We start from the raw sequence: 24,609 nt of genomic DNA on the forward strand, positions 1-24,609 counted from the left end.
CACCGGCCGGGCCGGCGAGTTCGGCCAGGGTCCCGGTGAGGCCGCCGGCCCGACCGCACCGCCGCCTGCCGGTGGCTGGGGAGCTCCGGCCGCCCCCGGAGGTCCGGGCGCGCCCTTCGCAGCCCCGGCCTGGCAGAACGGTCCGGCGCCGAAGCAGGGCGGATTCAAGCCGTGGATGGCCATCGTCGGTGGCGTGGTGGTGCTCGCCATCATCGCCGTGGTGGTCGTGGTGCTGGTGACCGGAGGAGGCGGCGACAACCCGCACAACGCGTCGTCCGCGCCCTCCGACGCCTCGGTCTCCGACTTCTGCGACTCGGTGGACTGGATCGAGTCGATGTCGGGCACGCCGTCCGACAGCGACCTGAAGGGCTGGCAGGACGACATGCGGAAGGTGGGCACCCCGTCGGACATGTCGTCGGATGCGCGCAAGGGCTGGGAGGAGTTCGTGAACCTGGACAGTGTCGACGCGGCGAACGATCTGGACAGCAGCGACAGCGCCCTGACCGCGTTCACCGACTACGTCGCCAAGAACTGCTATGGACTCGGCTGAGCGGCACGGCAGGAGTGGGGGGACGAGATGAGCCAGACACCCGCGGGGTGGTACGAGGACCCGAACGGCGTGACCCGCTGGTGGGACGGGGTGCAGTGGACCGAGCACACCCAGCCGCCGGTCGCCCCGCCCCAGCAACCGCAGCAACCACCACAACCAGAGCAGCAACCGCTGGCCGGTTCGCCCTGGGGAGAGTCCCAGCAACCCGGCCAGTGGGTCCAGGGCGACCCGAACCAGTGGGGTCAGCAGGGTCAACAAGGTCAACAGGGCCAGGGTCAACAGGGCCAGTGGCAGCAGGGCCAGTGGGGTCCGCAGGGGCAGTGGGGCCAGGCCGGACAGCAGTGGCAGCAGGGCGCGCCGTACGGCGGCCCGCCGCCGCGGAAGACCAACCCGCTGCTGATCTTCGGGATCGGCGGCGCCGTGCTCGCGGTGATCGCCGCCGCGGTGGTGATCGTGCTGTTGACCCAGGGCGACGACAAGGACGACTCCGCGGCGGACTCGCACACCACCTCGAGCACCAGCGAGCCGACCGACTCCGACCCGAGTGCCCTGGCCAGCGATCTCCCCTCCGACACCGCCAGTGATCTGCCCAGCGATCTACCCAGCGACCTGACCAGCGCGGTGCCCACCGGCTCGACCGACCTGCCGACCGACGTACCCACCGATACCTACCCGGGCAAGCAGGAGGCGCTCGATGCGCCCAAGGATGCCTCGGTCAAGGACTTCTGCGACACCGCGAGCCAGATCCTGAGCCTGCCGACCAACGACGACACCGCCTATGTCCGCTGGCTGTGGAAGCGGGTCCGGCTGGGCACTCCCGCGAACATGTCGGCCGCCGCCCGGCGTGGCTGGGAGGAGGATCTCTCCTATGAGATCCCGTACAAGAAGAAGGACGGGACGGCGTACTTCAACTACCGGGTGAACAACTGCTACTGAGCCCTCCGGGCCGGGCTCCGTCCCCGCACGTACCTACAGTACGTACGCCGGCTCGCCGGTCTCGCTCACCATCGGCCGGCCGTCGGCCGCCCAGTCCAGCATCCCGCCGGCCAGGTTGATCACGTCGTAGCCCTGCTGCGCCAGATAGAGCACCGCCTGCGCGCTGCGGCCGCCGGCCTTGCACACCACCAGGGTCTGCTCGGCCGGGACCTCGCCCAGCCGGGCGGGCAACTGCTGGAGCGGGATGTGGAGGGCGCCCTCGATGTGCCCGGCCGACCACTCCTCGTCCTCCCGGACGTCGATCACCGGGATCGGCGGCGGCTGCGGGACGGTGCCCAGGTCGATGGTCGGAATGCTCATGCCGTCATCCTCGCACCCACCGGGTAGCACCCGGATCCATCGAGCCGGGGCGGAGGCCGTCGGGCGGACCGGCCGCGACGGGAGGTGAGGAGGTCGTGCGGCTCCTCGGGCTACTTGAGCAGCCGGGACATCCGCCGATCGGCGAGCGGCTTGCCCTCGGTCTGGCAGGTGGGGCAGTACTGCAGGCTCGAGTCGGCGAAGCTCACCTCGCGAATGGTGTCGCCGCAGACCGGGCAGGGCTTGCCGGCGCGGCCGTGCACGGCGAGGTTCGACTTCTTCTCGCTCTTGAGGTCGGCGGCGGCCAGCCCGCGCGAGCGTTCCACTGCGGCGCCGAGGGTCCGGCGCAGCGCGTCGTAGAGTCGGGCCGACTCCTCGGCTGTCATCTCGGCGGGCTTGAACGGCGACATCCTCGCCGCGTGCAGGATCTCGTCGGAGTAGGCGTTGCCGATGCCCGCGATGGTGCCCTGGTGGCGCAGCACCCCCTTGATCTGCTTGCGGCCCTGCTCGGCCAGGATCGCCCGGAGGGCGTCCACGGTGAAGTCGTCGGTGAGCGGGTCGGGGCCCAGCGAGGCGATGCCCGGCACGTCGTACGGGTCGCCGACCAGGTAGAGCGCGAGGCTCTTCTTGGTGCCGGCCTCGGTGATGTCCAGGCCGGTGCCGTCGTCGAGCACGATCCGGGCCGCCAGGGTGGACTTGGGGCTGGGCCGCGGCGGGACCGTCGGCACCTCCTCGCGCCAGCGCACCCAGCCGGCTCGGGCCAGGTGGAGCACCAGGTGCAGTCCGCTGGCCTCGATGTCGAGGAACTTGCCGTGCCGGCTCACCGCATCGACCAGGGTGCCGGCGACGGCCTCGAGCGGTGGTGCGTAGGTCTTCAGCGCACTGAACTGCGCCAGCTGCACGGTGGTGAGGGCCCGGCCGTCCAGGCGGCCGCGCAGGTCCTGCGCGAGCGCCTCGACCTCGGGAAGCTCCGGCATGGAGCGAGTCTAGTGCCGGCGCGACACCCGGCCGCCGTTCCTCGGAGTGGGCCAAAAATTGTCCAAGAGATTGCTGTGCAGATTGTTGACGAAACTGTAACGTGCATCACACCGCATCGGGCGGTGGCGCCGGGTGCGGATACCCCACCGCAGAGGAGATCCCATGGCATGGCTCTCGGCGCGGCGCTCGCGCCCACGCTCGACCACAGCAATCACGCATCGCTCCCGCGGGGCCGGCCTCGCCGGCGCCCTGATCGCACTCGTCATGCTCGCCCTGGCGCCCGCCGTGCTCGGCTCGACCGCCGAGGCCAGCTCCGGCGGCACGGGTCGTGCGCCGGTGTCGTACACCGCCGACGGTCTGGCCAACCTGCCGGCGTTGACGCCGGTGATGAGCTGTGCCGACGTCACCTCGATGGACCTCGACGGCGTCACCGACGCCGCGGTCACGATCACGTCGGCCACCGTCGACACCACCACCGCCGCGAGCCCGTTCTGCTCGGTCACCGGGACCATCGCGCCGGCGAACACCATCGTGATGCGACTGCCGCTGGAGGGCTGGACCCAGCGCTACCTGCAGACCGGATGTGGCGGTGAGTGCGGCAGCTCGAACATCAACTACGCGGCCGCGGACGGCTGCGTCCCGGTCACCGACGGCACCATCGCCAGCGCCACCACCGACATGGGACACCAGGGCGGCAACGACGGATCGTGGGCGGCGAACAACCCGCAGGCGCAGATCGACTTCGCCTACCGCGGCGTGCACGTCACCTCCCAGGTCGCCAAGGCGGTGATCGCGAAGTTCTACGGCCACCCGGCGAGGTACTCCTACTTCGACGGCTGCTCCGACGGCGGCCGGGAGGGGCTGATGGAGGCGCAGCGCTATCCGAACGACTTCGACGGCATCCTGGCAGGCGCGCCGGCGAACAACATGGACGTGCAGAACACCTACCACCACGCCTGGAACGTGCTGACCAACCTGGACAGCGACGGCAACTACATCCTGCTGGCCGACAAGCTCCCGCTGATCCACAGTGCCGTGCTGGCGAAGTGCGACGGCCTGGACGGCGTCACCGACGGCATTCTCGACGACCCACGGGCATGCGATTTCAACCCGTACTCGATCGTCTGCAAGGCGGGCCAGGACAGCTCGACGTGCCTGACCAAGGCCGAGGCCGGCGTCGTACGGCGGCTGCACGACGGTGCCACCGACGGCCACGGCCACCGGCTCGAGGTGCCGATCTCGCACGAGTGGGGCTCGGAGCTGGACTGGACGCTCTTCATCCCGACCGCGCAGGGGCAGACGGTCGGCTCGCAGAACTTCGTGGAGTCCTTCGCCCGGTATCTGGGCTACACCAACAAGGTCATGCCCGACTGGACCCTGAGCGACCTCAAGTTCGACGTGAGGTCGTTCTGGAAGACGGTCGAGTCGTCCAGCTACCTGGCCGCGATGGACCCCGACCTGAGCCGGTTCCAGCGCAGCGGCGGCAAGCTGATCCTGTGGCACGGCTGGGGTGACCAGCACATCTCGCCGCAGTCGACGCTCGCCTACTACTCGGCCGTGCAGAAGACGATGGGCAAGCGGGCCACCGCGGAATTCTCCCGGCTCTACCTGTTCCCCGGGGTGGCGCACTGCGGTGGCGGTGAGGGCCCGAACTCGTTCGACGCCCTGACCCCGACCATGGCCTGGGTGGAGAGCGGCCGTAGGCCGACCTCGATCGTGGCCAGGAAGCTGGACAGCGCCGGCAACGTGACTCGCACCCGGCCGGTCTATCCCTACCCGGCGGTGGCGCGCTACAACGGGCACGGCAGCACCGACGACGCGTCGAACTTCCACTCCTACACGCCCGCCAGGGAGCGGGGCACCGACTACCACTGGGTCGGCGAACGGCTCTACTCCAGCGACTACCAGACCTGGTGTCGTGCGGTCGGCACCCAGCTGGCCTGTACGCCGGCCCGCACCTGGTTGACGGCCAAGGCAAAGGGAGCGCACCGGGCCTGACCCCGAGCCCTTTGTCGGTGTACCCGCCGTTCACCCAGATCGGTGAACGGCGGGTACGGCGCCTTGCCAGGACTCGCTAGCGAGATCTAAGGATCCAGCTAGATCTCCCGATACGGTCCGATCATGGACCCGATCCGCAATCCCTATGCCCCCGGCGCCGGGCAGCGGCCGCCCGAGCTGGCCGGCCGCGACGACCAGCTGCGTGCGTTCGACGTGGTGGTCGAGCGGGTGGCCCGGGGACGACCGGAGCGGTCGCTGGTGCTCACCGGACTGCGCGGGGTCGGCAAGACGGTCCTGCTCAACGCGCTGCGCTCGACGGCGGTGCGCAAGGGCTGGGGGACCGGCAAGCTCGAGGCGCGCCCGGAGCAGTCGCTGCGCCGGCCGCTGTCCTCGGCGCTGCACCAGGCGGTCCGCGAGCTCGGGCACCCGGAGTCCGACCAGGTCGGCCATGTGCTGGGTGTCGTCCGCAGCTTCGCCCAGCGGGAGGCCGGGTCCTCCGCGAAGCTGCGCGACCAGTGGTCCCCGGGCATCGACGTGCCCGCCGTACGCGGCCGGGCCGACTCCGGCGACGTCGAGATCGACCTGGTGGAACTGCTCACCGAGGTCGGCGGGCTCGCCGCCGACGTGGGCAAGGGGGTGGGCGTCTTCATCGACGAGATGCAGGATCTCGGGCCGGACGACGTCTCGGCGCTGTGCGCGGCGTGCCACGAGATCAGCCAGTCGGGACTGCCGCTGATCGTGGTCGGCGCGGGGCTGCCGCACCTGCCGGCGGTGCTCTCGGCGAGCAAGTCCTACTCCGAGCGGCTCTTCTCCTATCAGCGCATCGACCGGCTCGGCCGGGAGGCCGCCGATCGGGCGCTGGTGGCGCCGGCGGCCGAGGAGGAGGCCGGGTTCGCGGAGGAGGCACTGGCGGCGCTGTATGCCGCGACCGGCGGCTATCCCTACTTCATCCAGGCCTACGGCAAGACGGCCTGGGACCTGGCGCCGCGTACGCCGATCACCGCGGCCGACGTCGAGGTGGCCGCCCCCGAGGCCGAGCGGGAGCTGGCGGTCGGCTTCTTCGGCTCTCGCTACGAGCGCGCCACGCCGGCCGAGCGGGACTACCTGCGCGCCATGGCCGACGCCGCCGGTGAGGCCGATGGCGCCGCGGATCCGGTCGCCTCGGTGGCCACCGCCGACGTCGCCGCCGTACTCGGCAAGAGGCCGCAGTCCCTCTCGCCGGCGCGCGACGCGCTGCTGAAGAAGGGCCTCATCTACTCCGGCGAGCGAGGCCGGATCGCGTTCACCGTGCCGCACTTCGGGCGGTATCTGCGCCAGCAGGGCTGAGCGCTTCGCTGTCAGGGGCCCGCGAGATGCTCCCCTTCGCCCTCGGCGGACATGAGCGCGTGGTCGGCGACGAGAACGCCCCGAGCGTCGTCAGGCGGCCAGGACCGCGCCGCCCTTGACCTTGATCGCGACCTCGGCCAGGGCGCTCGGTGCGGGGCCCTGCTCGACGTCGCCGGTCTCGGCGCTGTACTCCGAGCCGTGGTGGTCGCAGGTGATCACGTCGTCGCTGACCGAGGTGACCAGGAAGCCCTGGTGGGTGCAGACCGCGCTGAAGGCCTTGAAGGTGCCCTCGGTCGGTTGGGTGACCACGATCTTCTCGTCGGTCAGGATCACGCCGCCGCCCACCGGCACGTCGCTGGTCTTGACCAGCTCGGTGGCCGACGACGAGCCCGATGAGCCCGATGAGCTTGACGAGCCCGACGAGGAGGAGGCCGACGACCCGCTGCTGGAGCCGTCGGACCCGCTGGTCGCGGTGGTGCCGGAGGAGTCCGAGGAGCTGCTCCCGCACCCCGCCAGCGCGACCGCGGCGCCGAGCGCCCCCAGGCCGGTGAAGACGATGCGCCGCGAGGCCCGGACGGTCGAGAGATCTGGCTGGTCACGATCGGTGGTCATCGGGCACTCCTGCCGCAGGCGGTGGGTTGAAGGCTCAACTATCGTACGGCGGCCATCCCATGACACCGCTGAGAAGCCGCTGTGATTGCGCGGCCCGCCGGGCCGGTTCGGGCGATTCGTCGTTGGTCGAGTGGCCAGCGGCGAGTCGGCGCTTCCTGAACGGTTCGCCGACCTGAGCCCGAGGCTCAGCCCCGAATCCAGCCGAGCTCAACTGCCGACGCCGTCCCAGACCGCCTTGGCGCCGGCGTCGCCGGTCCGGTAGGCGAGGTAGAGGGTCGCCAGCGCGGTCAGCACCAGCAGCACCCGCAGCGTGACGTCGACCGCGACGCCGTGGCCGGTCCGGGTGACTCCCGCTCGCAGCCGGCTGGCGAACGGCAGTGCCCACCAGGAGACCACCCAGACCGCCGACATCACCCAGCAGGCGATCTCGAGCCGGTCGGCCCAGGTCTCGTGAACGGCGATCGCTGCGTTGTCCACGTTGAGTGCGTGCTTCAGGTCGGTACCGCTGCGGGCCGCCAGCCAGACCAGTGGCCCGGCCAGGATGCCGAGCAGCAGCGGGATCCGCAGCACGTCGCGCCACTTCTCCCGCCACGCATAGACGAGCCCGACCAGTGCGGAGGCGGGCACCAGCACCACCACCGCGTGGACGATGAGTGGATGCAGCGGCAGCCCGTTGATGGTCACGGGGTCGATGATTCCCGGGTGCTCGTTCGGATTTCAAGGGACCGGGCCGGGATCCCGACGAGCAGCGCTCCGGCTCACCCTTGCCATGATCGAACAATTGTTCGATCATGGCAAGGGTGAGCGCCACTCTCCTGCACGCCGACCTGGACTCCTTCTTCGCCTCCGTGGAGCAGCGGGACGCCCCGGCGCTGCTGGGCCGACCGGTGCTGGTGGGTGGCGGGGTGGTGCTGGCCGCCAGCTACGAGGCGAAGGCCCATGGCGTGAGGGCCGGGATGGGCGGCCGCATCGCGCGGCGACTGTGTCCGGACGCGGTGGTCGTGCCGCCGCGTTTCGAGGCGTACGCCGAGGCGAGCCACGGCGTGTTCGAGATCTTCCGGGACACCACCCCGCTGGTCGAGCCGGTGTCGATCGACGAGGCGTTCCTCGATGTCGGTGGCCTGCGCCGGCTGGTCGGTGAGCCGCGACTCATCGCCGTCCGGCTGCGGGACCGGGTCCGGGCCGAGGTGGGTCTGCCGATCTCGGTGGGCATCGCCCGCACCAAGTACCTGGCCAAGGTCGCCTCCGCGGTCTCCAAGCCCGACGGCCTGCTGGTGGTCGAGCCGGACCGCGAGCGTGAGTTCCTCAATCCGCTGCCGGTCGAGCGGCTCTGGGGCGTCGGGGAGAAGACGGCCGTCCGGCTGCACGCCGACGGCATCCGCACGATCGGCCAGCTGGCGGCGCGGGAGCGCGAGGAGCTGACCGGGACCCTCGGCCGGGCCAACGGACAGCAGCTGTGGGCGCTGGCCAACCTGCTCGACCCGCGTCCGGTGGTGGTCGGCCGCCGACGCAGCTCGATCGGCAGCCAGCGTGCGCTCGGCACTCGCCGGCGCAGTTTCACCGAGCTGGAGGAGATGCTGGCGGGCCTGGTCGACCGGGTCGCCCGGCGGCTGCGCGCCGGGGAGCGGATCGGCCGGACGTTCACCCTGCGGCTGCGGTTCGCCGACTTCGATCGGGCCACCCGGTCGGCGACGATCCCGCACGCGACCTCGGCGACCGCGACCTGGCTGGAGACCGGTCGTCGGCTGCTGCGGCAGGCACGGCCGCTGATCGAGGAGCGCGGCTGCACGCTGCTCGGCGTGACGATCGCCGGCCTGGTCAGCCCGGACAGCGAGCAGCTCGAGCTGCCGCTCTTCGAGCCGGCCACCGTGGTCGGCGAGCTCCGCGGGTCCGCCCTGGACCAGGCGCTCGACGGCGTACGAGGAAAGTACGGCGCCGCGGCGCTCACCCGCGCCGCCCTGGTCGGGAGGGGCAGCGGGATCGAGATGCCCACCCTGCCGGACCTGCGGTGACCGGGCCGGTCAGGTCCGCGGATCGACCAGGATCTTGGCGTGCCGCTCGGGCCGGGCCAGGTCGTCGAAGGCCTGCGCCACGCCGTCGAGTCCCACCGTGCCGGTGTGCAGCGGCCGGGGGTCGACCCGGCCGCCGGCGATCATCGCCAGGGTGGTGGCGAACTCGGCCGGGTCGTAGCCGAAGCAGAATCGCAGATCGAGCTCTTTGTGGATCGCGGTGGCCGGCCGGAAGGTGTCGGGCTGCATGCAGACGCCGACGACCACCACGGTGCTGTGCAGCGGCGCCGCGGCACAGATCTCCTCGATCATGCCGGGGATGCCGACGCACTCGAAGACGGCTGGCCCCTGCGGGGTGGCGCCGAGCCGGTCGGCGAGGTCCATCAGCTGGCGCCACGGCAGCAGCGGGACCCGCCGTACCCTGGCCATCGCGTCGAGGCCGAAGCCGAGGTAGGCGGGCAGGCTGCGCACCGCGGTGGCGATCTGGTACGCCGACCAGGGCGAGGCCTGTGCCGGGTCGACGACGGTGTCGGCGCCACAGCGCCGTGCCAGGTCACGGCGGGCCGGCGAGAGGTCGGAGGCGACCACCGTGCGCACCCCGGCCGCCTTGAGCATGGCGATCACCGCCAGCCCGATCGGACCGCAGCCGACCACCACCGCGGGCCGGCCACGGCTGGCGCGGCCGTACCCCGCGCGACGTACCGCGTGCCAGGCCACCGCGAGCGGCTCGGTGAAGGCGGCGAGCTCCGCGTCCACCCCGTCGGGCACGGCGAACGTGAACGCCTCCTGGATCACCGTCCGCTCGGCGAAGCCGCCGGGCGCGGCGGTGTCGAAGCCGACCAGATGGACACCGTCGGGGTGCCTGACCACCGGCAGCGCCACCACCAGCTGGCCGAGCTCCCACTCGCGCCGGGTGTCGGCTCCGTAGCCCGCCACCCGGCCGACGATCTCGTGACCGAGCACGATCCGCTGCTCGGGGCGCATGGCGCCGTTGTACCCGAGCGCGGCCACCACGTCGGAGAGCTCGTCGGCGTGCCGGCGCACGTGCAGGTCGGAGCCGCAGATCCCGGAGCGGACCACCTCGACCAGGAGCTGGCCGGGGCCCGGGGCCGGCTCGTCCACCTCGCTGACCCGCAGGTCGCCGTCGTGGCAGACGACCGCTCTCATCGGCCGGCTCCGACCGGCAGCGCCTCGATGAAGTCCCGGATCAGGTCGGCGATCACCTCGGGCCGGTCGGCGATCACCCAGTGGCCGCCGCGGACCTCGTCGATCCGCAGGTCGTCGGTGTACGGCGCCGGCGCCTGGGTGGCCAGCGGCACCGAGACGTAGGGATCGCGGCTGGGCGCGATCACCTGGACAGGGACGCTCACCCGGCTCGGCTCGGGCCGGCGGAGCCGGCCGATGAGATTGGCCCGGTAGAGCTCCAGTCCGTTGATCTTGTCCCGCTCCTGCCGGTTCGGCTCGGCGCGCGAGCCGAGTGCGATCAGCCGGTCCAGTACGCCGCTGCGCCAGGCGAGCTCGGGCAGCCTCGGTGCCTGGAAGGCGACGACGTAGGCGGACTCGGCGAGCTGGCGGAGCCGGGTGGCCGCGCCGCCGATCCCGTGGCCGCGCAGGCCGCGCAGCCAGACGCCGGCGTGGTCGAGGCTGGGCCCGGAGATCGAGGTGAACGAGGCGATCCTGCGTGGCTCGATGTTGCCGCTGACCGCTCCCCAGGCCTGCACCGACCCCCAGTCGTGGCCGACCAGGTGTACCGGTCGATCCGGGCTGACGGCGTCCATCACCGCCGCGAGGTCGCGGTTGAGCTGGTCGATCCGGTAGCCCTCGCGGCCGGCCGGGGCGCCGGAGTCGCCGCAGCCGCGCACGTCGTAGCGGACCACCCGGAAGTCGTCGACCAGTCGCTCGACGACGCCGTCCCAGACCCGGCGGTTGTCCGGATAGCCGTGCACCAGGACCACCACCGGCGCCTCGGGCGGGCCGTCGCTCTCCACCGCGATCTCGACACCGTCGCTGACAAGCCTGCTGACCTGGCCCATGGCTCCTCCTCGTGCGATCGCCGGACCCCGCCGACTCTACTGAGAAGTAACCTACGCCCGGTCCGGTCGCCCGCCGCCGGCGCTGGGAGGATGGCCCGGTGGCTCTGACTCTGATCACCGGCGGGACCCGCGGCATCGGCGCGGCGATCGCGATCCGGCTCGCCGCCGAGGGGCACGACCTCGTCCTCGGCTACGCCCGCGACGAGGAGGCCGCCGCACACACCGCCGACCGGGTACGGCGCACGGGGGTCGAGGTGCGCACGGTGCGCGCCGATCTGGGCGAGCCGGGCGGCGTCGAGGAGCTCTTCGCCGCGGCCGCCGAGGTCGGCCGGCTGACCGGCGTGGTCAACAACGCCGGCGCCACCTACGAGTACGCGCCGCTGGTCGAGACGCCGGCCGCGTCGGTGCGGCGCACCATCGACGTCAATCTGACCGCGCCGATCCTCACCGCCCGGGCAGCGGTCGAGGTGATGAGCACGGCTCGCGGCGGTGACGGCGGGGTGATCGTCAACATCTCCTCCGGGGCCGCCACCCTCGGCTCGCCGGGGGAGTACGTGCACTACGCGGCGGCGAAGGCCGGCATCGACGCCGTCACCAAGGGCCTGGGCCTGGAGGTGGCGAGCGAGGGCATCCGGGTCGTCGCGGTCGCGCCCGGACTCATCGAGACGACCATGCACGCGAGCACCGGGGATCCGGGCCGGGTCGCCCGGATGGCGCCGCAGATCCCGCTCGGCCGGGCCGGCTCCGCGGACGAGATCGCCGAGGCGGTCGCCTGGCTGATGAGCCCGCGGGCGTCGTACGTCACCGCGACGACGCTGCGGGTGACCGGCGGCCGTTGAGTGCGCCGCCCGGGTCAGGGGCGCGGAGAAGGTCGGTAGCCCGGAGCACGGGGTACGCCGGAGGCCGATTGGGCCAACAGCGGCAGCACCCGCGGCGCCACGACGGTGGAGAGCACCACGACGCTGGTCGAGCGCACCACCAGCGGCGTCTGGTCGAGCTGCAGCAGCGCCTGCTGCAGGCCGCGGTGTGAGGGTGCGGCGACCCGGCACAGCACGTCGCCGTCGCCGGTGGTCGCGTACGCCTCGACGACGTATGGGATCGCCTCCAGGGCGGGCCGCAGCTCCTCGAGCGCGCCCTGGGCGATCTGCAGGCTGACGAACGCGGAGACCGACTGACCGGCCGCGTCCAGATCGACGTCCGGGCCGTAGCCGGTGATGACGCCGGCCTCCTCGAGCCGGCGGATCCGGGCCTGCACCGTCGCCCGCGCCACCTCGAGCCGGCGGGCGAGCTCGAGCTGACCGGCTCGGGGCGAGTCGGTGAGCGCGGACAACAGCGCCACGTCGAGAGAGTCGAGCATCATCATGTTCCTAGTCAATCAGACTAGGGGAAGCGCGAAGACGGTAGCCGAACGAGCCAGAATGACCACCATCGGATGCGCAGCTTGCCTAGCGAGCCCGAACCGGCTTCGATCGCCTCACCGTCCACCACCTGCGGAGGCCGATCATGACCACTCACACCGGAATCGTCGAAGAGCAGCTGACCGACACCGAACGCCTCGCCGAGCTGGGCTTCGAGGAGCTCCGCCAGCTCGTCGGCCTGGTCTCCTACGATGCCGAGGCCGACCCGTTCCCGGTGACCGGCTGGGACGCGGTCGTCTGGGCGGTCGGCAACGCCACCCAGGCGGCGCTCTTCTACCAGCACGTCTTCGGCATGCGGCTGGTCGCCTACGCCGGTCCGGAGACCGGCGAGCGCGACCACCACTCCTACGTCCTGGAGTCCGGCGCCGTCCGGTTCGTGCTCAACGGCGGCGTGGCCGCGGACAGCCCGGTCGCCGTGCACCACGCCCGGCACGGCGACGGCATCACCGACATCGCGCTGGAGGTCCCCGACGTGGACCGCTGCATCGAGCACGCCCGCGCCCAGGGTGCTACCGTCGTCGTCGAGCCGCACGACCTGGCCGACGAGCACGGCACCGTCCGGGTCGCCTCGATCGCGGCGTACGGCGAGACCGTGCACTCGCTCGTCGACCGGAGCCGGTACGACGGCCCGTACCTGCCCGGCTACGTGGCTCGCGAGTCGTCGTACGTGCGACCCGCCGGGGCGCCGAAGCGGCTCTTCCAGGCGCTCGACCACGTGGTCGGCAACGTCGAGCTGGGCGCGATGGACGAGTGGGTGGAGTTCTATCACCGGGTGATGGGCTTCACCAACATGGCCGAGTTCATCGGCGACGACATCGCCACCGATTACTCGGCGCTGATGAGCAAGGTGGTGGCCAGCGGCAACCATCGGGTGAAGTTCCCGCTCAACGAGCCGGCGATCGGCAAGAGGAAGAGCCAGATTGACGAGTACCTGGAGTTCTACGGCGGCCCCGGCGCACAACACCTCGCGCTGGCGACCGGTGACATCCTGGCGTGCGTGGACGCGCTGGTCGCCAACGGCGTGGAGTTCCTGGCGACCCCCGACTCCTACTACGAGGACCCGCAGCTGCGTGCCCGGATCGGCACCGTGCGGGTGCCGATCGAGGAGCTGCAGCGGCGCGGGATCCTGGTCGACCGCGACGAGGACGGCTACCTCCTGCAGATCTTCACCAAGCCGATCGGCGACCGGCCGACGGTCTTCTTCGAGCTGATCGAACGGCACGGCTCGCTCGGCTTCGGCAAGGGCAACTTCAAGGCGCTCTTCGAGGCCATCGAGCGGGAGCAGGAGCGGCGCGGCAACTTCTGAGCCGGACCGGCATTGGCGATGATGCCCGGGTGGAGGAGAAGCCGGACGGCCCGGACGTGGTCTGGATGCCGGCGTTCGCGATGGCGGTCGTGCTGGCGCTGTTCACCTACTTCGTGCCGCTTGCCGGGGCGGTGATCGGTGCGCTGGCGCTGGTCGGGGTGATCGTGCGCGCGCCGCGCCGAGGCTGGACGCCGCTGACCTGGGTCTGCCTCGGCACCGCCATCGGGGCCGCGGTGATCTGGGCGCTGATCGCGCTGCACTCCCGGTGAGACCTGTCCCGGGGCCGCGGATCCTCCTGGACTCTCCCGGACTCTGCTGGTGTCGCTGTGTCGCCGATGGTCCGCGCGCACAGGTCGCGCACAATGGCAACCATGAGGCCCCAGGTCGTCGCGCACCGCGGCGCCAGCTACGACAATGCCGAGCACACCCTGGGGGCCTACGTGGCGGCCCTCGACGCGGGCGCGGAGGCGCTGGAATGCGACGTCCGGCTCACCGCCGACGGGCACCTGGTGTGCGTGCACGATCGTGACCTGCGCCGGATCGGGGCGAAGGGTCTGATCTCGGCGATGGAGCTCGCCGACCTGGCCGAGCTCGACTTCGCGTCCTGGAAGACCGGCTGGTGGGACGGCGAGGAGGCGCCGGACAAGGACGACCGCGATCCGCGGATGGACCGGGTGCTGACCCTGCAGACGCTGCTGGAGACCGCCCGCGACTACGACCGCCGGGTGGAGCTGGCGATCGAGACCAAGCATCCGACCAGGTACGGCGCGCTGGTGGAGAAGCGGCTGGTGGAGATGCTGCACCGCTTCGGCTGGGAGCGGGCCGGTGCGCCGGTGCGGGTGATGAGCTTCTCCTTCACCGCCATCCAGCGGCTGGAGCGGCTGGCGCCGGAGGTCCAGCAGGTCCAGATCTTCGACAAGGCGATGAACTGGCCCATCATCAGGCGCGCCATCGGGCCGGACTGGATCGTGGCCGCGGGGATCGAGATGCTGCGCGAGCACCCGAGGCTGGGTCCTCGCATCCGGAAGGCCGGCCACGAGCTGCACGTGTGGACCATCAACGAGGCGGACGACCTCGACCTCTGCCTCTCGCTCGGAGTGGCGGCCGTGATCACCGATCGCCCCGGCTACATCAAGGGGCTGCTCGACGACCGGACGGCCGGCTGAGGGGCCGAGCGGCCGGCTGCGGAGCCGGCCGTGGCGTGACATAGGCTCGGCCGGTGGCCAAGAAGTCCCGTAGACCCCGCACCACCGCCGTCGCCGCGGACGGCATCAACCCCCGCCAGCCGTGTCCGTGTGGCTCCGGCAAGCGTTACAAGGCCTGCCACGGTGCCGCCGGCGGCGTGTTCGTCGCCCGCCCCTTCGAGGGTCTGCCGAGCGAGTGCGACCTGGTCGCCCTGCGTGAGCTGGTGCCCTCGGCGACCGCGCCGCTGCGGATCAAGGGACACGAGGACGTGCCGGTCCAGCTGGGCAGCCTGCTGCCCGTCGCCGCTCCGGCGATGGCGCGCGACTCCGGCCAGGTGTGGGTCGGGATGCAGGTGCAGCACCACTACGGCGACATCTCCCGCGAGATGGCCGCCGTGCTGGTGGAGGCCTTGGCGAAGGCTGAGGCGGGGGAGTCCGGGATCGTCGGGCTCACCTCGGCGCCGGCACCCGGGCCCCGGCTGCAGGACCTGATCACCGACGACCGCCTCGACATCACCGTGCACGACGGCTTCGACTGGTGGGTCGCCGACGTCGAGGATCGAGGGGACCTCGGCCATGCGCTCGAGCACGCCAACGAGGCCGCGTTGCCGACCGCCCGGCTGACCGGCGTCGAGGCGGCGTACTGGACCTCGACCGGGCCCAAGGAGCACCTGCGCTGGGTGATGCCGCAGGCCGAGGACGAGCTGCTGCTGGCGCTGGCGCGGCTGCACGTCTCCGGTGCCGACGTGATCGTGCCCGACGCCCGGTTCGTCGGGATGTTCCGTGCGCACGGGCTGCTCGCCCCGGTCTGGGACGTCCCGGTCGGTACCGGCGTGGAGGCGCTCGAGGAGCCGGCGGCGGCGTTCAAGGACGCCCTGGACGAGGCGCTGGCCGACGACGGCGAGCCGTCCGCCGAGGTCCGCTCCGCCCGGGCCGGACTGGCGAACCGTCAGGTCACCATCCGCTGATCGCCCGCCGCCGAGCCGGGAGCGGGCATCGTCGGGCTCAGCCGACCGGTCGCACCCGGTACGGCTGCAGCCGGGAGTAGCCCTTCACCGACGTACGCCGAAGACGGTCGATGCGCAGGTCCTCGCTCTCGGCGAGGGCGTCGGCCGCACCCTGGTCGATCAGGACGGTGCCCGGCTTGGCCAGCGAGGTCAGCCGGGAGGCGATGTTGACGCTTGCGCCGAAGACGTCGCCGAGTCGCGAGACCACCTCGCCGTACCCGACCCCGGCCCGGACCTCGGGGAAGTCGGGCTCGCCGTCGGCGTCCTCGCCACGTCCGACCAGGTCCAGCGCGATGTCGACGGCGGCCCGGACGTCGTCGACCGCGTAGAGCACCGCGTCACCGAGGTTCTTGATCACCCGGCCACCGTGGTCGACGACCACGCCGGCACACACGCTCTCGAAAGCCTCCACCCAACCGACCAGCTCCGTCTCGGTCAGCGACTTGCTCCGCGAGGTGTAGCCGACGATGTCGACGAAGCCGATGCCGAGCGGCACCGCGGTGGCGCCGCCGACCGCGAGCACGCGGCCGGCCGCGCTGGCCAGGTGCCGGCGCCACACGTAGGACTGCAGCGACTCCACCCGCGGCAGCACCTGGTCGGCCAGCGAGACCAGTGCCATCACGTCGTCGTCCCCGTGCTCGCGGGCGACGTCGGCCAACAGCGAGGTCTGCCACTCGGCGAGCCGGGCGAACGAACGGCCCCAGGTGCGCACCAGCGCCGCCTGCCGGTCCGGACTGAGGACGCCGAGCCGCTGGAGCTCACCCGCCAGGCGCAGCGCCTCGACGTCGGAGGTGGTGAAGGCGACCTCGTCGGGCTCGGCGTGCGGGAAGCCGAGCAGCCGCCACAGCTCGACGGCCACCGCGGCCGGCACCGCCGCCGCCTCCGCCACCTGCTCGCGGGTCAGGGTCGCCGGCTCCCCGAGCAGGAAGGCCTCGATGGCGTCGAGCGCCTCGGCGACCTCGAGGTCCGGATGCTCGCTCAGGACGACGCTCCGAAGCGTGCCTCGGCGACCTGCTCCAGCGCGGCGCCGAACGAGGGCATCTCGGTCGCCAGTCGCTGCATCGCCTCGGAGCTGAGATGGATCAGCTCCAACGGGGTGAGCGCGACGATCGACGCGGTGCGCAGCGACCGGTTCATGATCGCCGCCTCGCCGACGATGTCGCCGGAGCCGAGCTGGGCGATCTCCTCGCCGTGCTGCCGGACCGAGACGGTGCCGTCCAGGATGATGTACGCCTTGTCGGCCGGGGTGTCCTCCCAGATCGGCGACCATCCCGCGGGCAGGCGCAGCCGGGTGCCCGCGGCGCTGATCTTGGCGATCTCCTTGGGGGTGAACTTGGCGAAGAACGAGTCGGTCACGAGGTCTCCTCACGGGGGCTACCGGTAGAACGAGCGAGTGGGTGGGTGGGTACGGTGGCACTCGTCACGGTGACGGTGGCCCGGCCGTGTCGCCTCGAGCGGCGAGGCGGGGTCGTCACAACGGCGTACGGGCGATCGGGCAGCTCATGCAGCGCGGGCCGCCGCGCCCGGAGCCCAGCTCGGCGCCGGCGATCGTCACCACCTCGATGCCGGCGGCCGCCAGCGCGGCGTTGGTCTGCTGGTTGCGCTCGTAGGCGACCACGACGCCCGGCGACAGGGCCAGGGTGTTGTTGCCGTCGTCCCACTGCTCCCGCTCGGCGCTGACCGGGTCCAGGCCGGTGTCGACGTGATGCAGCTCCTCGATCCCCATCGCCTCCGCGGCGGCCTCCAGGAACGGCCGCGCGTCGGCGATCGCCAGCTCGCCGTCCCCGGCGTCGGTGACGGCGTGGGCGACCAGCGACTGCGCCACGTTCGGGTAGATGACCATCTTGTCGACGTCGACGAGGGTGGCGATCGTGTCCAGGTGCATGGTGGCGCGCTCCTGCGCGATCGGTACGGCGAGCACGGTGTGCGCCAGCCGGTGACCGAAGACCTGCCGGGCGAGCCGCTCCGCGCCGGCCGGTGTGGTGCGCTCGCCGACTCCGACGGCGATCACCCCGGGGGCGAGCAACAGGACGTCACCGCCCTCGACGTGCTCCAGGTGCGGTCCGTGGATGCGTGGGGTGCCGGTGAAGCGCGGGTGGTGGGCGTAGATGAGCTCGGTCAGCTCGGTCTCCCGCCGGCGCGCCGGCATCGCCAGCGAGGTGATCGCCGCGCGGTCGCGGATCCAGACCGAGGAGTCCCGGGTGAAGAGCAGGTTCGGCAGCGGATCGAGCAGGAAGTCGTCGTGGGCGAGCAGCGATGTCACCAGGCCGAAGCCGCCGCGCACCTCGTCGTTGCGGATGCCGGCGGTGAGATGATCGGTCAGCTCCGCCGGGCTCGCCTCGGACAGGAAGCCGGCCAGATAGGTCCGCATGGTGTCGCCGAGCGTGAGCGCACCCCGCTCCGAGCCGCCGAGCGCGGTGGCGATCGCCTGCGCGCGGGCGCCGTCGTCGGCCAGGGTCTCGGTGAGCAGCTCGGTCAGGTAGAGCACCTCGACGCCGCGCTCGCGCAGCGCCGCGGCGAACCCGTCGTGCTCCTCCTGCGCCCGGGCCACCCACGGGATCCCGTCGAAGAGCAGCTTGTCGTTGTTGCGCGGGGTCAACCGGGTCAGCTCCCGGCCGGGGCGGTGCAGCAGCACCGTGCCGAGCCGCCCGACCTCGCTGTCCGCTCCAAGCGTCATGGCCGGAACTCTAGACGCCATCCTGCGTGACGCCGAGGACACGGCACGGGGCGCCACCGGGGAACATCGACACGTTCGCGAAGGTCGGATCGACTTACCAGTTGTCGGCGGAGAAGAGCGAACTGCATTTCTTGAAACTGTATCCGGACGGGCAATTGATCACGCTGACCGGCGCACGGATCGTGTATTCGTCCGTGCCAATATGATAGTCGATGTCCACCGACTGTCTCACTTGATATCCACCCTTGACGATCTTCAAGCCGAGCAGCAGTTCGACCCCGACATCACCTGCGGGAATGACGGCGCCGACCGCGTCCGTGATCGGTCCGAACCCAGCTTGGGTGGGCGGATAGCCATGCACCATCTCGTTGACTCCCCACTTCCGCCTGGGGCCGGCGACCATCGCGCCGATGAGTTCGAATCCGTCCGTGGTGTTGGCGTCGCGTACCTCGTCGATCACGGGATTTCGAGTGCCGTGATAGATCAGCTGGACGGCTCCGTCGGTGATGGTGCTGCCGACCTTGAGCCTCGGGAAGTAGGCGAATCGTCCGGGGGTGGCGATCGGACCGGGCGTGCGGCCGCCGCCGCACGCGACCAACAGCGAGACCGCCGCGGCACCTGCCACCGCCGCCGTCCCGACGATGCGGAGAATGTCCGCCCTCCAACGTGTTCGCGCAGACAATGTGCCCCCCGAGTCGGCCTGGCGCCGTGGCGCGTATGGAGTATCCGGCCCGAACGTTTCGAGGCGCAAGGAGCCCAGGGAGATGTCGCATCGGGGCCGGCCCCGAGCCGGGTCAGCGCTGCCGGGCGGCGGCCGCCGCCTCGGCCAGTACCTCGTACGCCGGCCGGCCGATGGCGGCGGCGACCCGGGCGACGTCGTCCCACTCGGGTTGGGCGTTGACGAGGCGGCCGTCGAGGTAGGCGAGCTTGACCCCGATCTCGTGCTCGGTGCCGTCCGGAGCGGTGATCGTGACGGTGGTGGTCGTCCGGGGCAGCGCGTGCTTGGTCACCCGATGCTCACGCAGGCCGATGGTCGAGGTCTGGGTGAAGAAGACCCGGCGGCAGGCCTCGGCGGCGGTGGAGCTGACCAGCGCGTGCAGGGTGTGCGCCGGCCGGCCCTTCTTCATCACCAGCGGGGTCAGCCAGGCGTCGGCCGCGCCGGCGGCCAGCAGCGCATCGATGACACCGGGCAGCAGCCGGGGATCGAGGTCGTCGAGGTTGGCCTCCAGGACCAGCTCGTCGGTGGTGTCCGTCGCCGCGGTCGTCGACGTCGTCGGCGGCGTGGCCACCTCGGCGGTCGTGCCCGCGATCAGCCGCAGCACGTTCGCGTGCCCGTCCGGGTCCCGGCTGCCGGCGCCGACCCCGATGCCGGTCGCGGTCATCGCCGGCTGCGGTCCGGTACCGGTCGCCAGGGTGGTCAGCAGTGCGGCACCGGTGGGCGTGCACAGCTCCATCGAAGGTGCACCGGCCGGGCCGGCGTACGACGCGAAGCCGAGGAGCAGCCGGGCCACCGCCGGTGGCGGGACCGGCATCACCCCGTGGGCGCCCGCGACCGAGCCGGAGCCGACCGCCACCGGGGAGACCACCACCCGTGCGGGAGCCAGCCAGGCGAAGCCGGCGCAGACGCCGACCACGTCGGCGATCGCGTCCAGCGCGCCGACCTCGTGGAAGCCGATCTCGTCGGCGTCGACGCCGTGTACCGCGGCCTCGGCCTCGGCGAGTCGGGTGAAGCACGCGATCGCGAGCCGTCGGACGGGCTCGCTCAGCTCCGCGGCACCGAGCAGCCCACGGATCTCGCGCCAGCTGCGATGGTGCCGGGAGTCGGCGATCCGCACCCGGCATCCGGTGGCGGCGAAGCCGGCTCGGCGGACCCGTTCCGGCCTCAGCGTGACCGGTTCGGGTGCGACCGCGTCGACGGCGGCCGCGATCACCTCGAGCGGGACGCCGAGGTCGAGGAGTGCACCGAGCAGCATGTCGCCGGAGGCCCCGCCGGCGGCATCGACCCATACGGTGCCGCCGGCGTGCGGGCCGGTGGTCGGGCCGGTGGTCGGGCTCGTCATCGCGCCGTCCGGCGAGCGATCCGGGCCGCGGCCACCCCGGCGCCGTACCCGTTGTCGATGTTGACCACGCTGATCCCCGGCGCGCAGGAGTTCAACATGCCCAGCAGCGCCGACAGGCCACCGAGACTGGCGCCGTAGCCCACCGAGGTCGGCACCGCGATCAGGGGTACGCCGACCAGTCCGCCGACCACCGAGGGAAGCGCTCCCTCCATCCCGGCGACGACGATCAGGCAGTCGGCCTCGTCCAGCCGGTCGCGCACCGCCAGCACCCGGTGCAGCCCGGCCACGCCGACGTCGCCGATCCGCTCGACCGCGGCGCCGTGCACCCGCACCGAGACCGCAGCCTCGGCGGCGACCGGCGCGTCCGAGGTGCCCGCGGAGACCACCAGCACCCGCCCTCGGGGGGCCGGCGGCTCGCCCAGGGTCGCGGTGCCGGCGACCGGGTCGAGGACGGCGTCCGGGAGATCCGCGCGCACCCGCTCCTGGGCGGCCGGGTCCAGCCGGGTGGCGAGCACGGCGCGGCCGGGGTGGGCGGCGTGCAGGCGGGTCAGCAGCGTGACGACCTGCTCGGGGGTCTTGCCGGCGCCGTAGACGACCTCCGGATCGCCGGTACGGCGCTCGCGGTCGAGGTCGACTCGGGCGAACCCGAGGTCGTCGGTGCTCTGGGAGTCGGACACTGGGTGAACCTAACCCCTTCTCGGCGCCGGCACGACCTCGCGCCGGCGTGACCCGGCCGGTCTCAGAAGCGTGCCTGGTCGGCCGGATAGACCCCGAGCAGCTTGACCTCGGTGGTGAAGAAGGCGAGCTCCTCCAGGGCCCGCTTGACGCCGGGGTGGTCGGGGTGGCCATCGACCTCGGCGAGGAACTGGGTCGCGGTGAACTCCCCGCCGACCATGTAGGACTCCAGCTTGGTCATGTTGACGCCGTTGGTGGCGAAGCCGCCGAGCGCCTTGTACAGCGCGGCCGGCAGGTTGCGGACGTTGAAGATGAACGAGGTGACGACCGGGCCGTCGTCGGCCGGCGGCCGCAGCGGCTCCGGGGAGAGGACGACGAACCGGGTGGTGTTGTGGTCCTCGTCCTCGATGTCCGCGGCCAGCGTGTCCAGGCCGTAGATCGGCCCGGCCAGCGGCGGGCTGATCGAGGCCTGGGTCGGGTCGCCGGCCTCGGCGATCTCCCGGGCCGCGCCGGCGGTGTCTCCGGCGATGATCGGCGTCAGCCCGTGCTCCCGGATGAACCGCCGGCACTGGCCGAGCGCGTGCACGTGGCTGTGCACCGTCCGCACCTGGTCGAGCCGGGTGCCGGGGATGGCGAGCAGGGAGAACCGGATCCGCAGGAAGTGCTCGGCGATGATGTGCAGCTTCGAGCTCGGCAGGAAGTGATGGATGTCGGAGACGCGGCCGGCGATGGAGTTGTCGATCGGGATCATGGCGAGGTCGGCCTCACCCGCCTCGACACATGCGAAGACGTCCTCGAACGACGCACACGGCACGGCCTCCAGGTCCGGGTAGTGCTGCTGGCACACCATGTGGGAGTTGGCTCCCGGCTCGCCCTGGTAGGCGATGCGTCGCGGATTGCTCACCGCCGCAGTCTAGATTCTCACCTGTGGTCGTCCTCGCCCTGCTCAGTCTGGTGGTCGCCCTGCTCGCCCTCGGCCTGGCGGCGGTCGCCTGGCGTGACCTGCGCAGCCAGCGACGACGCCTCGCCGACCAGTCGGTCCCCGAGGACGTGCTCGGCCTGCGTCAGGAGGTGGCGGCCCTGCGCGCCGAGGGCCGTGACGCGCTGCGCCACTTCGCCGTCGTCAGGTACGACGCGTTCGACGACCTCGGTGGGCAGCTGAGCTGGTCGGTCGCGTTGCTCGACGAGGCCGGCAACGGCGCCGTGCTCACCTCCATCCACGGGCGCTCCGACGCCCGCTCGTATGCCAAGAGCGTGACCGGATGGCGTTCGGCGCAGCAGCTCTCGCCGCAGGAGGAGTCGGCGATCGAACAGGCCCGTCCACGAGGAGACCGATGAGCCACGACTACTCACCCCCGCCCCCGCCGCCCGACTGGCCCCCGGAGCCGCCGCGGCGCAGCACCGGCCGCACCGTCGGCGGCTGGGCGATGATCGTGCTCGGCGTACTGATCGTGCTCGGTGCGCTCGCCTCGCTCGCGAACGGCGACAGCGGCGGATCCTCGGGTCACGACGCCGCCTACCAGGCCGGTGCGATCCTCGGCAGGGTGATCGTCTTCGCCGTTGCCGCCGGACTGGTCATCGGCGGCACCAGGTTGCTCCGGCGCCGGTAGCGCAGGTCCACGGCCGCTGGTTCGGCTGCCGGCTCGGCAGGTGGTGATGGGTCCGCATCCATTGGTGGCGTCGGCACGCCTCCGTAACGATCGATTCGACGGGTCCAACGGCCGACTCGACGGGTCTAAGGACCGATTCGGCCGGGTGGATCAGCGCGGCACCCGCACCAGCACCCGTCCGTGCAGGCAGCTCATCCGCAGCTCCCGGCCGGCCGTGATGGTGTCGCCGTCGAACTCGCGGGGCACCTCCTGGCTGGCCCGGATCACCACGCTGCGCCCGGTCATCCGGTTGACCAGGTCGTCGGTGCGCGAGCGCTTGCCGAGCACCCGGAAGGCGAGCGGCAGCCAGGAGACCAGCCGGCGCGGGTGGAGGAGCACGACGTCGAGCAGGCCGTCGTCGATCCGGGCGTCCGGCAGCAGCGGCATCCCGGCCTGGAGGTAGCCGACGTTGCCGACCACGACGGTGCGGGCGCGGTGGGTGGTCGGCTCGTCGTCGTCGATGGTGATCTCGAGCTTCATCTCGGGGAACATCAGGCTCTTGAGCGCGGAGATGACGTAGGCGAGCCAGCCGATCTTCCGCTTGATCTCCGGGTTGACCCCGTCCATGATCGCGGCGTCGAACCCCATCCCGGCCATCACCATGAAATGCGTCCGGTCGAGGTGGTCGCCCTCGACCTCGACCAGGTCGATGGCCCGGTCCTGGCCGGTGAGCGCGACGTCGATGGCGGCACGGATGTAGAGCGGGATGGACAGGTTGCGGGCCAGCAGGTTGCCGGTCCCGGCGGGCACCACGCCGACCGCGATGCCGGTGCCCGCCAGCGCCGCGCACACCTCCCGGACGGTGCCGTCGCCGCCGCAGACCAGGACCAGGTCGGCGCCCTCGTCCCTGGCCGCCCGGGCCATCCCGGTGCCGGGATCCTCGACGGTGGTCAGATGCCAGCTCGGCGGGTCCCAGCCGGCCTCGGCCGCCATCGAGGCCACGATGGATTGGAACTGTCCGACCGACTCCACCTTGACCGGGTTGAGCACCACGGCCAGTCGGCTGCCCCGCGGCGTGAGCTCCACCAGCGGCTCGGCGTTGAGCGCGTGCGAGACCGGCAGCGGACTGAACACGGCGAGCCCGAGCAGCACCATCCCGGCGCCGAGCAGGAAGCCGCCGATGACGTCGGTCGGGTAGTGCCGGCCGAGGAAGACGCGGTCCAGGGCCACGACCACCACCACCGCCGTACACGCGGTGTAGCCGAGCCGGCGCGCGCCCCGGCGGCGTACCAGCATCAGCACCAGGACGGCGACCACCCCGGCCAGCGAGGTGATCGTGGTGACATGGCCGGACGGGTAGGAGGCCGAGTCGTGCAGCGCGTGCGGCAGCTGCCACTCCGGCCGGGGCCGGTCGATGAGCTCGACCAGCACTCGGCGTACCACCGCGGTCACCACCACCACGCCGGCCGCGTAGATCGCCGCCCGCCGGTGCTTGCGACCGATGAGGACGACCAGGACCAGCGTCGCGACGCCCACCCCGATCAGGCCGGCCACGATCTCGATGCCGCGCAGCAGGTGTCGCAGCGCGGTGTGGTCGCGGGTGACGGCCGCCGCGCGCCGGCCGAGGTCGTCGAGGTCGGAGAGCTGTCCGTGGGTGACCAGTACCGCCAGCAGCGCGAACAGCGCGAACAGTCCGACTGCTCCGCCGAGCAGGCGACGTCGGGGGCTGTCGAGCACGGTGTCCTCTCGGGCGGGATGACGGCGCTGACGCGCACTCTGGCCGGGCGCCAGTATGCCCTGCTGCGGCGCGTCGGGTTGAGTCGAGGCTGTGGGCGGGCAGTGCGGACGCGGTGGACGACGGCAGGCGGTGGATATCGGTGCGGGCGTGCTGTGG

Annotated in this window: 27 protein-coding genes; 12 read left to right on the top strand and 15 right to left on the bottom strand. The window is 71.9% G+C overall.

The features are described from left to right. Together QM638_RS18135 and QM638_RS18140 are read left to right on the top strand one after the other, a co-directional pair. The coding region (locus tag QM638_RS18135) for a hypothetical protein (RefSeq protein WP_415144208.1) at positions 1–550 on the top strand (550 nt) is incomplete at its 5' end. 27 nt (positions 551–577) lie between these two features. Next, positions 578–1,486 carry a DUF2510 domain-containing protein gene (locus QM638_RS18140; RefSeq protein ID WP_415144210.1) on the top strand — a complete coding sequence of 303 codons (909 nt, stop codon included), beginning with the start codon at positions 578–580 and terminating at the stop codon, positions 1,484–1,486. A gap of 33 nt (positions 1,487–1,519) precedes the next feature. On the opposite strand, the gene QM638_RS18145 is transcribed toward QM638_RS18140, so the two are convergent. Together QM638_RS18145 and QM638_RS18150 are read right to left on the bottom strand one after the other, a co-directional pair. Next, positions 1,520–1,846: a rhodanese-like domain-containing protein gene (locus tag QM638_RS18145; RefSeq protein WP_415144213.1), complete on the bottom strand. Its 327-nt coding sequence runs from the start codon at positions 1,844–1,846 to the stop codon at positions 1,520–1,522. 110 nt (positions 1,847–1,956) lie between these two features. After that, entirely contained in the window at positions 1,957–2,820 is an 864-nt protein-coding gene (locus QM638_RS18150) for an Fpg/Nei family DNA glycosylase (RefSeq protein ID WP_415144214.1), read from the bottom strand. 163 nt (positions 2,821–2,983) lie between these two features. Between QM638_RS18150 and QM638_RS18155 the strand changes: the two genes are divergently transcribed. Next, complete coding sequence (locus QM638_RS18155) at positions 2,984–4,819, top strand: tannase/feruloyl esterase family alpha/beta hydrolase (RefSeq protein ID WP_415144215.1); 1,836 nt, start codon at positions 2,984–2,986, stop codon at positions 4,817–4,819. Between the two features lie 123 nt (positions 4,820–4,942). Next, complete coding sequence (locus QM638_RS18160) at positions 4,943–6,145, top strand: ATP-binding protein (protein WP_415144217.1); 1,203 nt, start codon at positions 4,943–4,945, stop codon at positions 6,143–6,145. Positions 6,146–6,235: 90 nt separating this feature from the next. On the opposite strand, the gene QM638_RS18165 is transcribed toward QM638_RS18160, so the two are convergent. Both QM638_RS18165 and QM638_RS18170 read right to left on the bottom strand, forming a co-directional pair. Further along, positions 6,236–6,757, bottom strand: a complete 522-nt coding sequence (locus tag QM638_RS18165; RefSeq protein ID WP_415144219.1) for a Rieske (2Fe-2S) protein — start codon at positions 6,755–6,757, stop codon at positions 6,236–6,238. Between the two features lie 207 nt (positions 6,758–6,964). After that, positions 6,965–7,441, bottom strand: a complete 477-nt coding sequence (locus QM638_RS18170; protein WP_415144221.1) for a DUF2231 domain-containing protein — start codon at positions 7,439–7,441, stop codon at positions 6,965–6,967. A gap of 107 nt (positions 7,442–7,548) precedes the next feature. On the opposite strand from QM638_RS18170, the gene dinB reads away from it, so the two are divergent. Then, the gene (dinB, locus tag QM638_RS18175) at positions 7,549–8,769 is read left to right on the top strand and encodes a DNA polymerase IV (protein ID WP_415144223.1); all 1,221 of its coding nucleotides are present in this window, start codon (positions 7,549–7,551) and stop codon (positions 8,767–8,769) included. 9 nt (positions 8,770–8,778) lie between these two features. Here the strand turns inward: dinB and QM638_RS18180 are convergent, their stop codons facing one another. Beyond that, entirely contained in the window at positions 8,779–9,933 is a 1,155-nt protein-coding gene (locus QM638_RS18180) for a zinc-binding dehydrogenase (RefSeq protein WP_415144225.1), read from the bottom strand. Beyond that, entirely contained in the window at positions 9,930–10,799 is an 870-nt protein-coding gene (locus QM638_RS18185; RefSeq protein WP_415144227.1) for an alpha/beta fold hydrolase, read from the bottom strand. The genes QM638_RS18180 and QM638_RS18185 overlap by 4 nt, the downstream gene beginning before the upstream one ends. Positions 10,800–10,897: 98 nt before the next feature. Between QM638_RS18185 and QM638_RS18190 the strand changes: the two genes are divergently transcribed. After that, a complete protein-coding gene (locus tag QM638_RS18190; protein ID WP_415144229.1) occupies positions 10,898–11,638 on the top strand; it encodes an SDR family NAD(P)-dependent oxidoreductase in 741 nt (246 codons plus the stop codon). Positions 11,639–11,652: 14 nt separating this feature from the next. On the opposite strand, the gene QM638_RS18195 is transcribed toward QM638_RS18190, so the two are convergent. Next, the gene (locus QM638_RS18195) at positions 11,653–12,162 is read right to left on the bottom strand and encodes an Lrp/AsnC family transcriptional regulator (protein WP_415144231.1); all 510 of its coding nucleotides are present in this window, start codon (positions 12,160–12,162) and stop codon (positions 11,653–11,655) included. Between the two features lie 140 nt (positions 12,163–12,302). Between QM638_RS18195 and hppD the strand changes: the two genes are divergently transcribed. From hppD to QM638_RS18215, 4 genes are all read left to right on the top strand, one after another. Then, positions 12,303–13,523, top strand: coding sequence for a 4-hydroxyphenylpyruvate dioxygenase (gene hppD / locus QM638_RS18200; protein ID WP_415144233.1), 1,221 nt, complete (start codon positions 12,303–12,305; stop codon positions 13,521–13,523). Positions 13,524–13,552: 29 nt separating this feature from the next. Continuing rightward, positions 13,553–13,792: a hypothetical protein gene (locus QM638_RS18205; protein ID WP_415144235.1), complete on the top strand. Its 240-nt coding sequence runs from the start codon at positions 13,553–13,555 to the stop codon at positions 13,790–13,792. Between the two features lie 102 nt (positions 13,793–13,894). Beyond that, positions 13,895–14,689: a glycerophosphodiester phosphodiesterase family protein gene (locus QM638_RS18210; protein WP_415144237.1), complete on the top strand. Its 795-nt coding sequence runs from the start codon at positions 13,895–13,897 to the stop codon at positions 14,687–14,689. 53 nt (positions 14,690–14,742) lie between these two features. Further along, on the top strand, positions 14,743–15,675 hold the full coding sequence (locus QM638_RS18215; RefSeq protein WP_415144239.1) for a DUF5926 family protein: 933 nt from the start codon (positions 14,743–14,745) through the stop codon (positions 15,673–15,675). A 37-nt stretch (positions 15,676–15,712) separates the two neighbouring features. Here the strand turns inward: QM638_RS18215 and QM638_RS18220 are convergent, their stop codons facing one another. The 7 genes from QM638_RS18220 to QM638_RS18250 all read right to left on the bottom strand — a co-directional run bounded on the left by QM638_RS18220 (position 15,713) and on the right by QM638_RS18250 (position 22,030). Continuing rightward, entirely contained in the window at positions 15,713–16,603 is an 891-nt protein-coding gene (locus tag QM638_RS18220) for an adenylate/guanylate cyclase domain-containing protein (protein ID WP_415144240.1), read from the bottom strand. 89 nt (positions 16,604–16,692) lie between these two features. Then, complete coding sequence (locus QM638_RS18225; protein WP_415144242.1) at positions 16,693–17,070, bottom strand: cyclic nucleotide-binding domain-containing protein; 378 nt, start codon at positions 17,068–17,070, stop codon at positions 16,693–16,695. 115 nt (positions 17,071–17,185) lie between these two features. Then, the gene (locus QM638_RS18230; protein ID WP_415144244.1) at positions 17,186–18,391 is read right to left on the bottom strand and encodes an arginine deiminase; all 1,206 of its coding nucleotides are present in this window, start codon (positions 18,389–18,391) and stop codon (positions 17,186–17,188) included. 94 nt (positions 18,392–18,485) lie between these two features. Then, the gene (locus QM638_RS18235; RefSeq protein WP_415144246.1) at positions 18,486–19,016 is read right to left on the bottom strand and encodes a hypothetical protein; all 531 of its coding nucleotides are present in this window, start codon (positions 19,014–19,016) and stop codon (positions 18,486–18,488) included. A gap of 169 nt (positions 19,017–19,185) precedes the next feature. Next, entirely contained in the window at positions 19,186–20,451 is a 1,266-nt protein-coding gene (gene larC / locus QM638_RS18240; RefSeq protein ID WP_415144248.1) for a nickel pincer cofactor biosynthesis protein LarC, read from the bottom strand. Continuing rightward, on the bottom strand, positions 20,448–21,128 hold the full coding sequence (gene larB / locus QM638_RS18245) for a nickel pincer cofactor biosynthesis protein LarB (RefSeq protein WP_415144250.1): 681 nt from the start codon (positions 21,126–21,128) through the stop codon (positions 20,448–20,450). The genes larC and larB overlap by 4 nt, the downstream gene beginning before the upstream one ends. Before the next feature lie 62 nt (positions 21,129–21,190). Continuing rightward, positions 21,191–22,030: a prephenate dehydratase gene (locus tag QM638_RS18250; RefSeq protein ID WP_415144252.1), complete on the bottom strand. Its 840-nt coding sequence runs from the start codon at positions 22,028–22,030 to the stop codon at positions 21,191–21,193. Between the two features lie 23 nt (positions 22,031–22,053). Here QM638_RS18250 and QM638_RS18255 point away from each other — a divergent pair, with 23 nt between their 5' ends. Continuing rightward, entirely contained in the window at positions 22,054–22,464 is a 411-nt protein-coding gene (locus tag QM638_RS18255) for a DUF4446 family protein (protein WP_415144254.1), read from the top strand. Beyond that, positions 22,461–22,736 carry a hypothetical protein gene (locus QM638_RS18260; RefSeq protein WP_415144256.1) on the top strand — a complete coding sequence of 92 codons (276 nt, stop codon included), beginning with the start codon at positions 22,461–22,463 and terminating at the stop codon, positions 22,734–22,736. Before QM638_RS18255 ends, QM638_RS18260 begins: the two co-directional genes overlap by 4 nt. A gap of 150 nt (positions 22,737–22,886) precedes the next feature. On the opposite strand, the gene QM638_RS18265 is transcribed toward QM638_RS18260, so the two are convergent. Further along, positions 22,887–24,452 carry a YegS/Rv2252/BmrU family lipid kinase gene (locus QM638_RS18265; protein WP_415144258.1) on the bottom strand — a complete coding sequence of 522 codons (1,566 nt, stop codon included), beginning with the start codon at positions 24,450–24,452 and terminating at the stop codon, positions 22,887–22,889. Positions 24,453–24,609 lie beyond the last annotated feature (157 nt).

This window comes from Nocardioides sp., from assembly GCF_047606145.1.
GTDB lineage: Bacteria > Actinomycetota > Actinomycetes > Propionibacteriales > Nocardioidaceae > Nocardioides.

Bases quoted from the DNA above. Each gene is read 5' to 3' on its own strand.
- QM638_RS18140 (WP_415144210.1), top strand. From the start codon at position 578: ATGAGCCAGACACCCGCGGGGTGGTACGAGGACCCGAACGGCGTGACC.
- larC (WP_415144248.1), bottom strand. From the start codon at position 20,451: ATGACGAGCCCGACCACCGGCCCGACCACCGGCCCGCACGCCGGCGGC.
- QM638_RS18155 (WP_415144215.1), top strand. From the start codon at position 2,984: ATGGCATGGCTCTCGGCGCGGCGCTCGCGCCCACGCTCGACCACAGCA.
- QM638_RS18185 (WP_415144227.1), bottom strand. From the start codon at position 10,799: ATGGGCCAGGTCAGCAGGCTTGTCAGCGACGGTGTCGAGATCGCGGTG.
- QM638_RS18160 (WP_415144217.1), top strand. From the start codon at position 4,943: ATGGACCCGATCCGCAATCCCTATGCCCCCGGCGCCGGGCAGCGGCCG.
- QM638_RS18210 (WP_415144237.1), top strand. From the start codon at position 13,895: ATGAGGCCCCAGGTCGTCGCGCACCGCGGCGCCAGCTACGACAATGCC.
- QM638_RS18145 (WP_415144213.1), bottom strand. From the start codon at position 1,846: ATGAGCATTCCGACCATCGACCTGGGCACCGTCCCGCAGCCGCCGCCG.
- hppD (WP_415144233.1), top strand. From the start codon at position 12,303: ATGACCACTCACACCGGAATCGTCGAAGAGCAGCTGACCGACACCGAA.
- QM638_RS18195 (WP_415144231.1), bottom strand. From the start codon at position 12,162: ATGATGATGCTCGACTCTCTCGACGTGGCGCTGTTGTCCGCGCTCACC.
- QM638_RS18165 (WP_415144219.1), bottom strand. From the start codon at position 6,757: ATGACCACCGATCGTGACCAGCCAGATCTCTCGACCGTCCGGGCCTCG.
- dinB (WP_415144223.1), top strand. From the start codon at position 7,549: ATGGCAAGGGTGAGCGCCACTCTCCTGCACGCCGACCTGGACTCCTTC.
- QM638_RS18150 (WP_415144214.1), bottom strand. From the start codon at position 2,820: ATGCCGGAGCTTCCCGAGGTCGAGGCGCTCGCGCAGGACCTGCGCGGC.
- QM638_RS18230 (WP_415144244.1), bottom strand. From the start codon at position 18,391: ATGACGCTTGGAGCGGACAGCGAGGTCGGGCGGCTCGGCACGGTGCTG.
- QM638_RS18260 (WP_415144256.1), top strand. From the start codon at position 22,461: ATGAGCCACGACTACTCACCCCCGCCCCCGCCGCCCGACTGGCCCCCG.
- QM638_RS18180 (WP_415144225.1), bottom strand. From the start codon at position 9,933: ATGAGAGCGGTCGTCTGCCACGACGGCGACCTGCGGGTCAGCGAGGTG.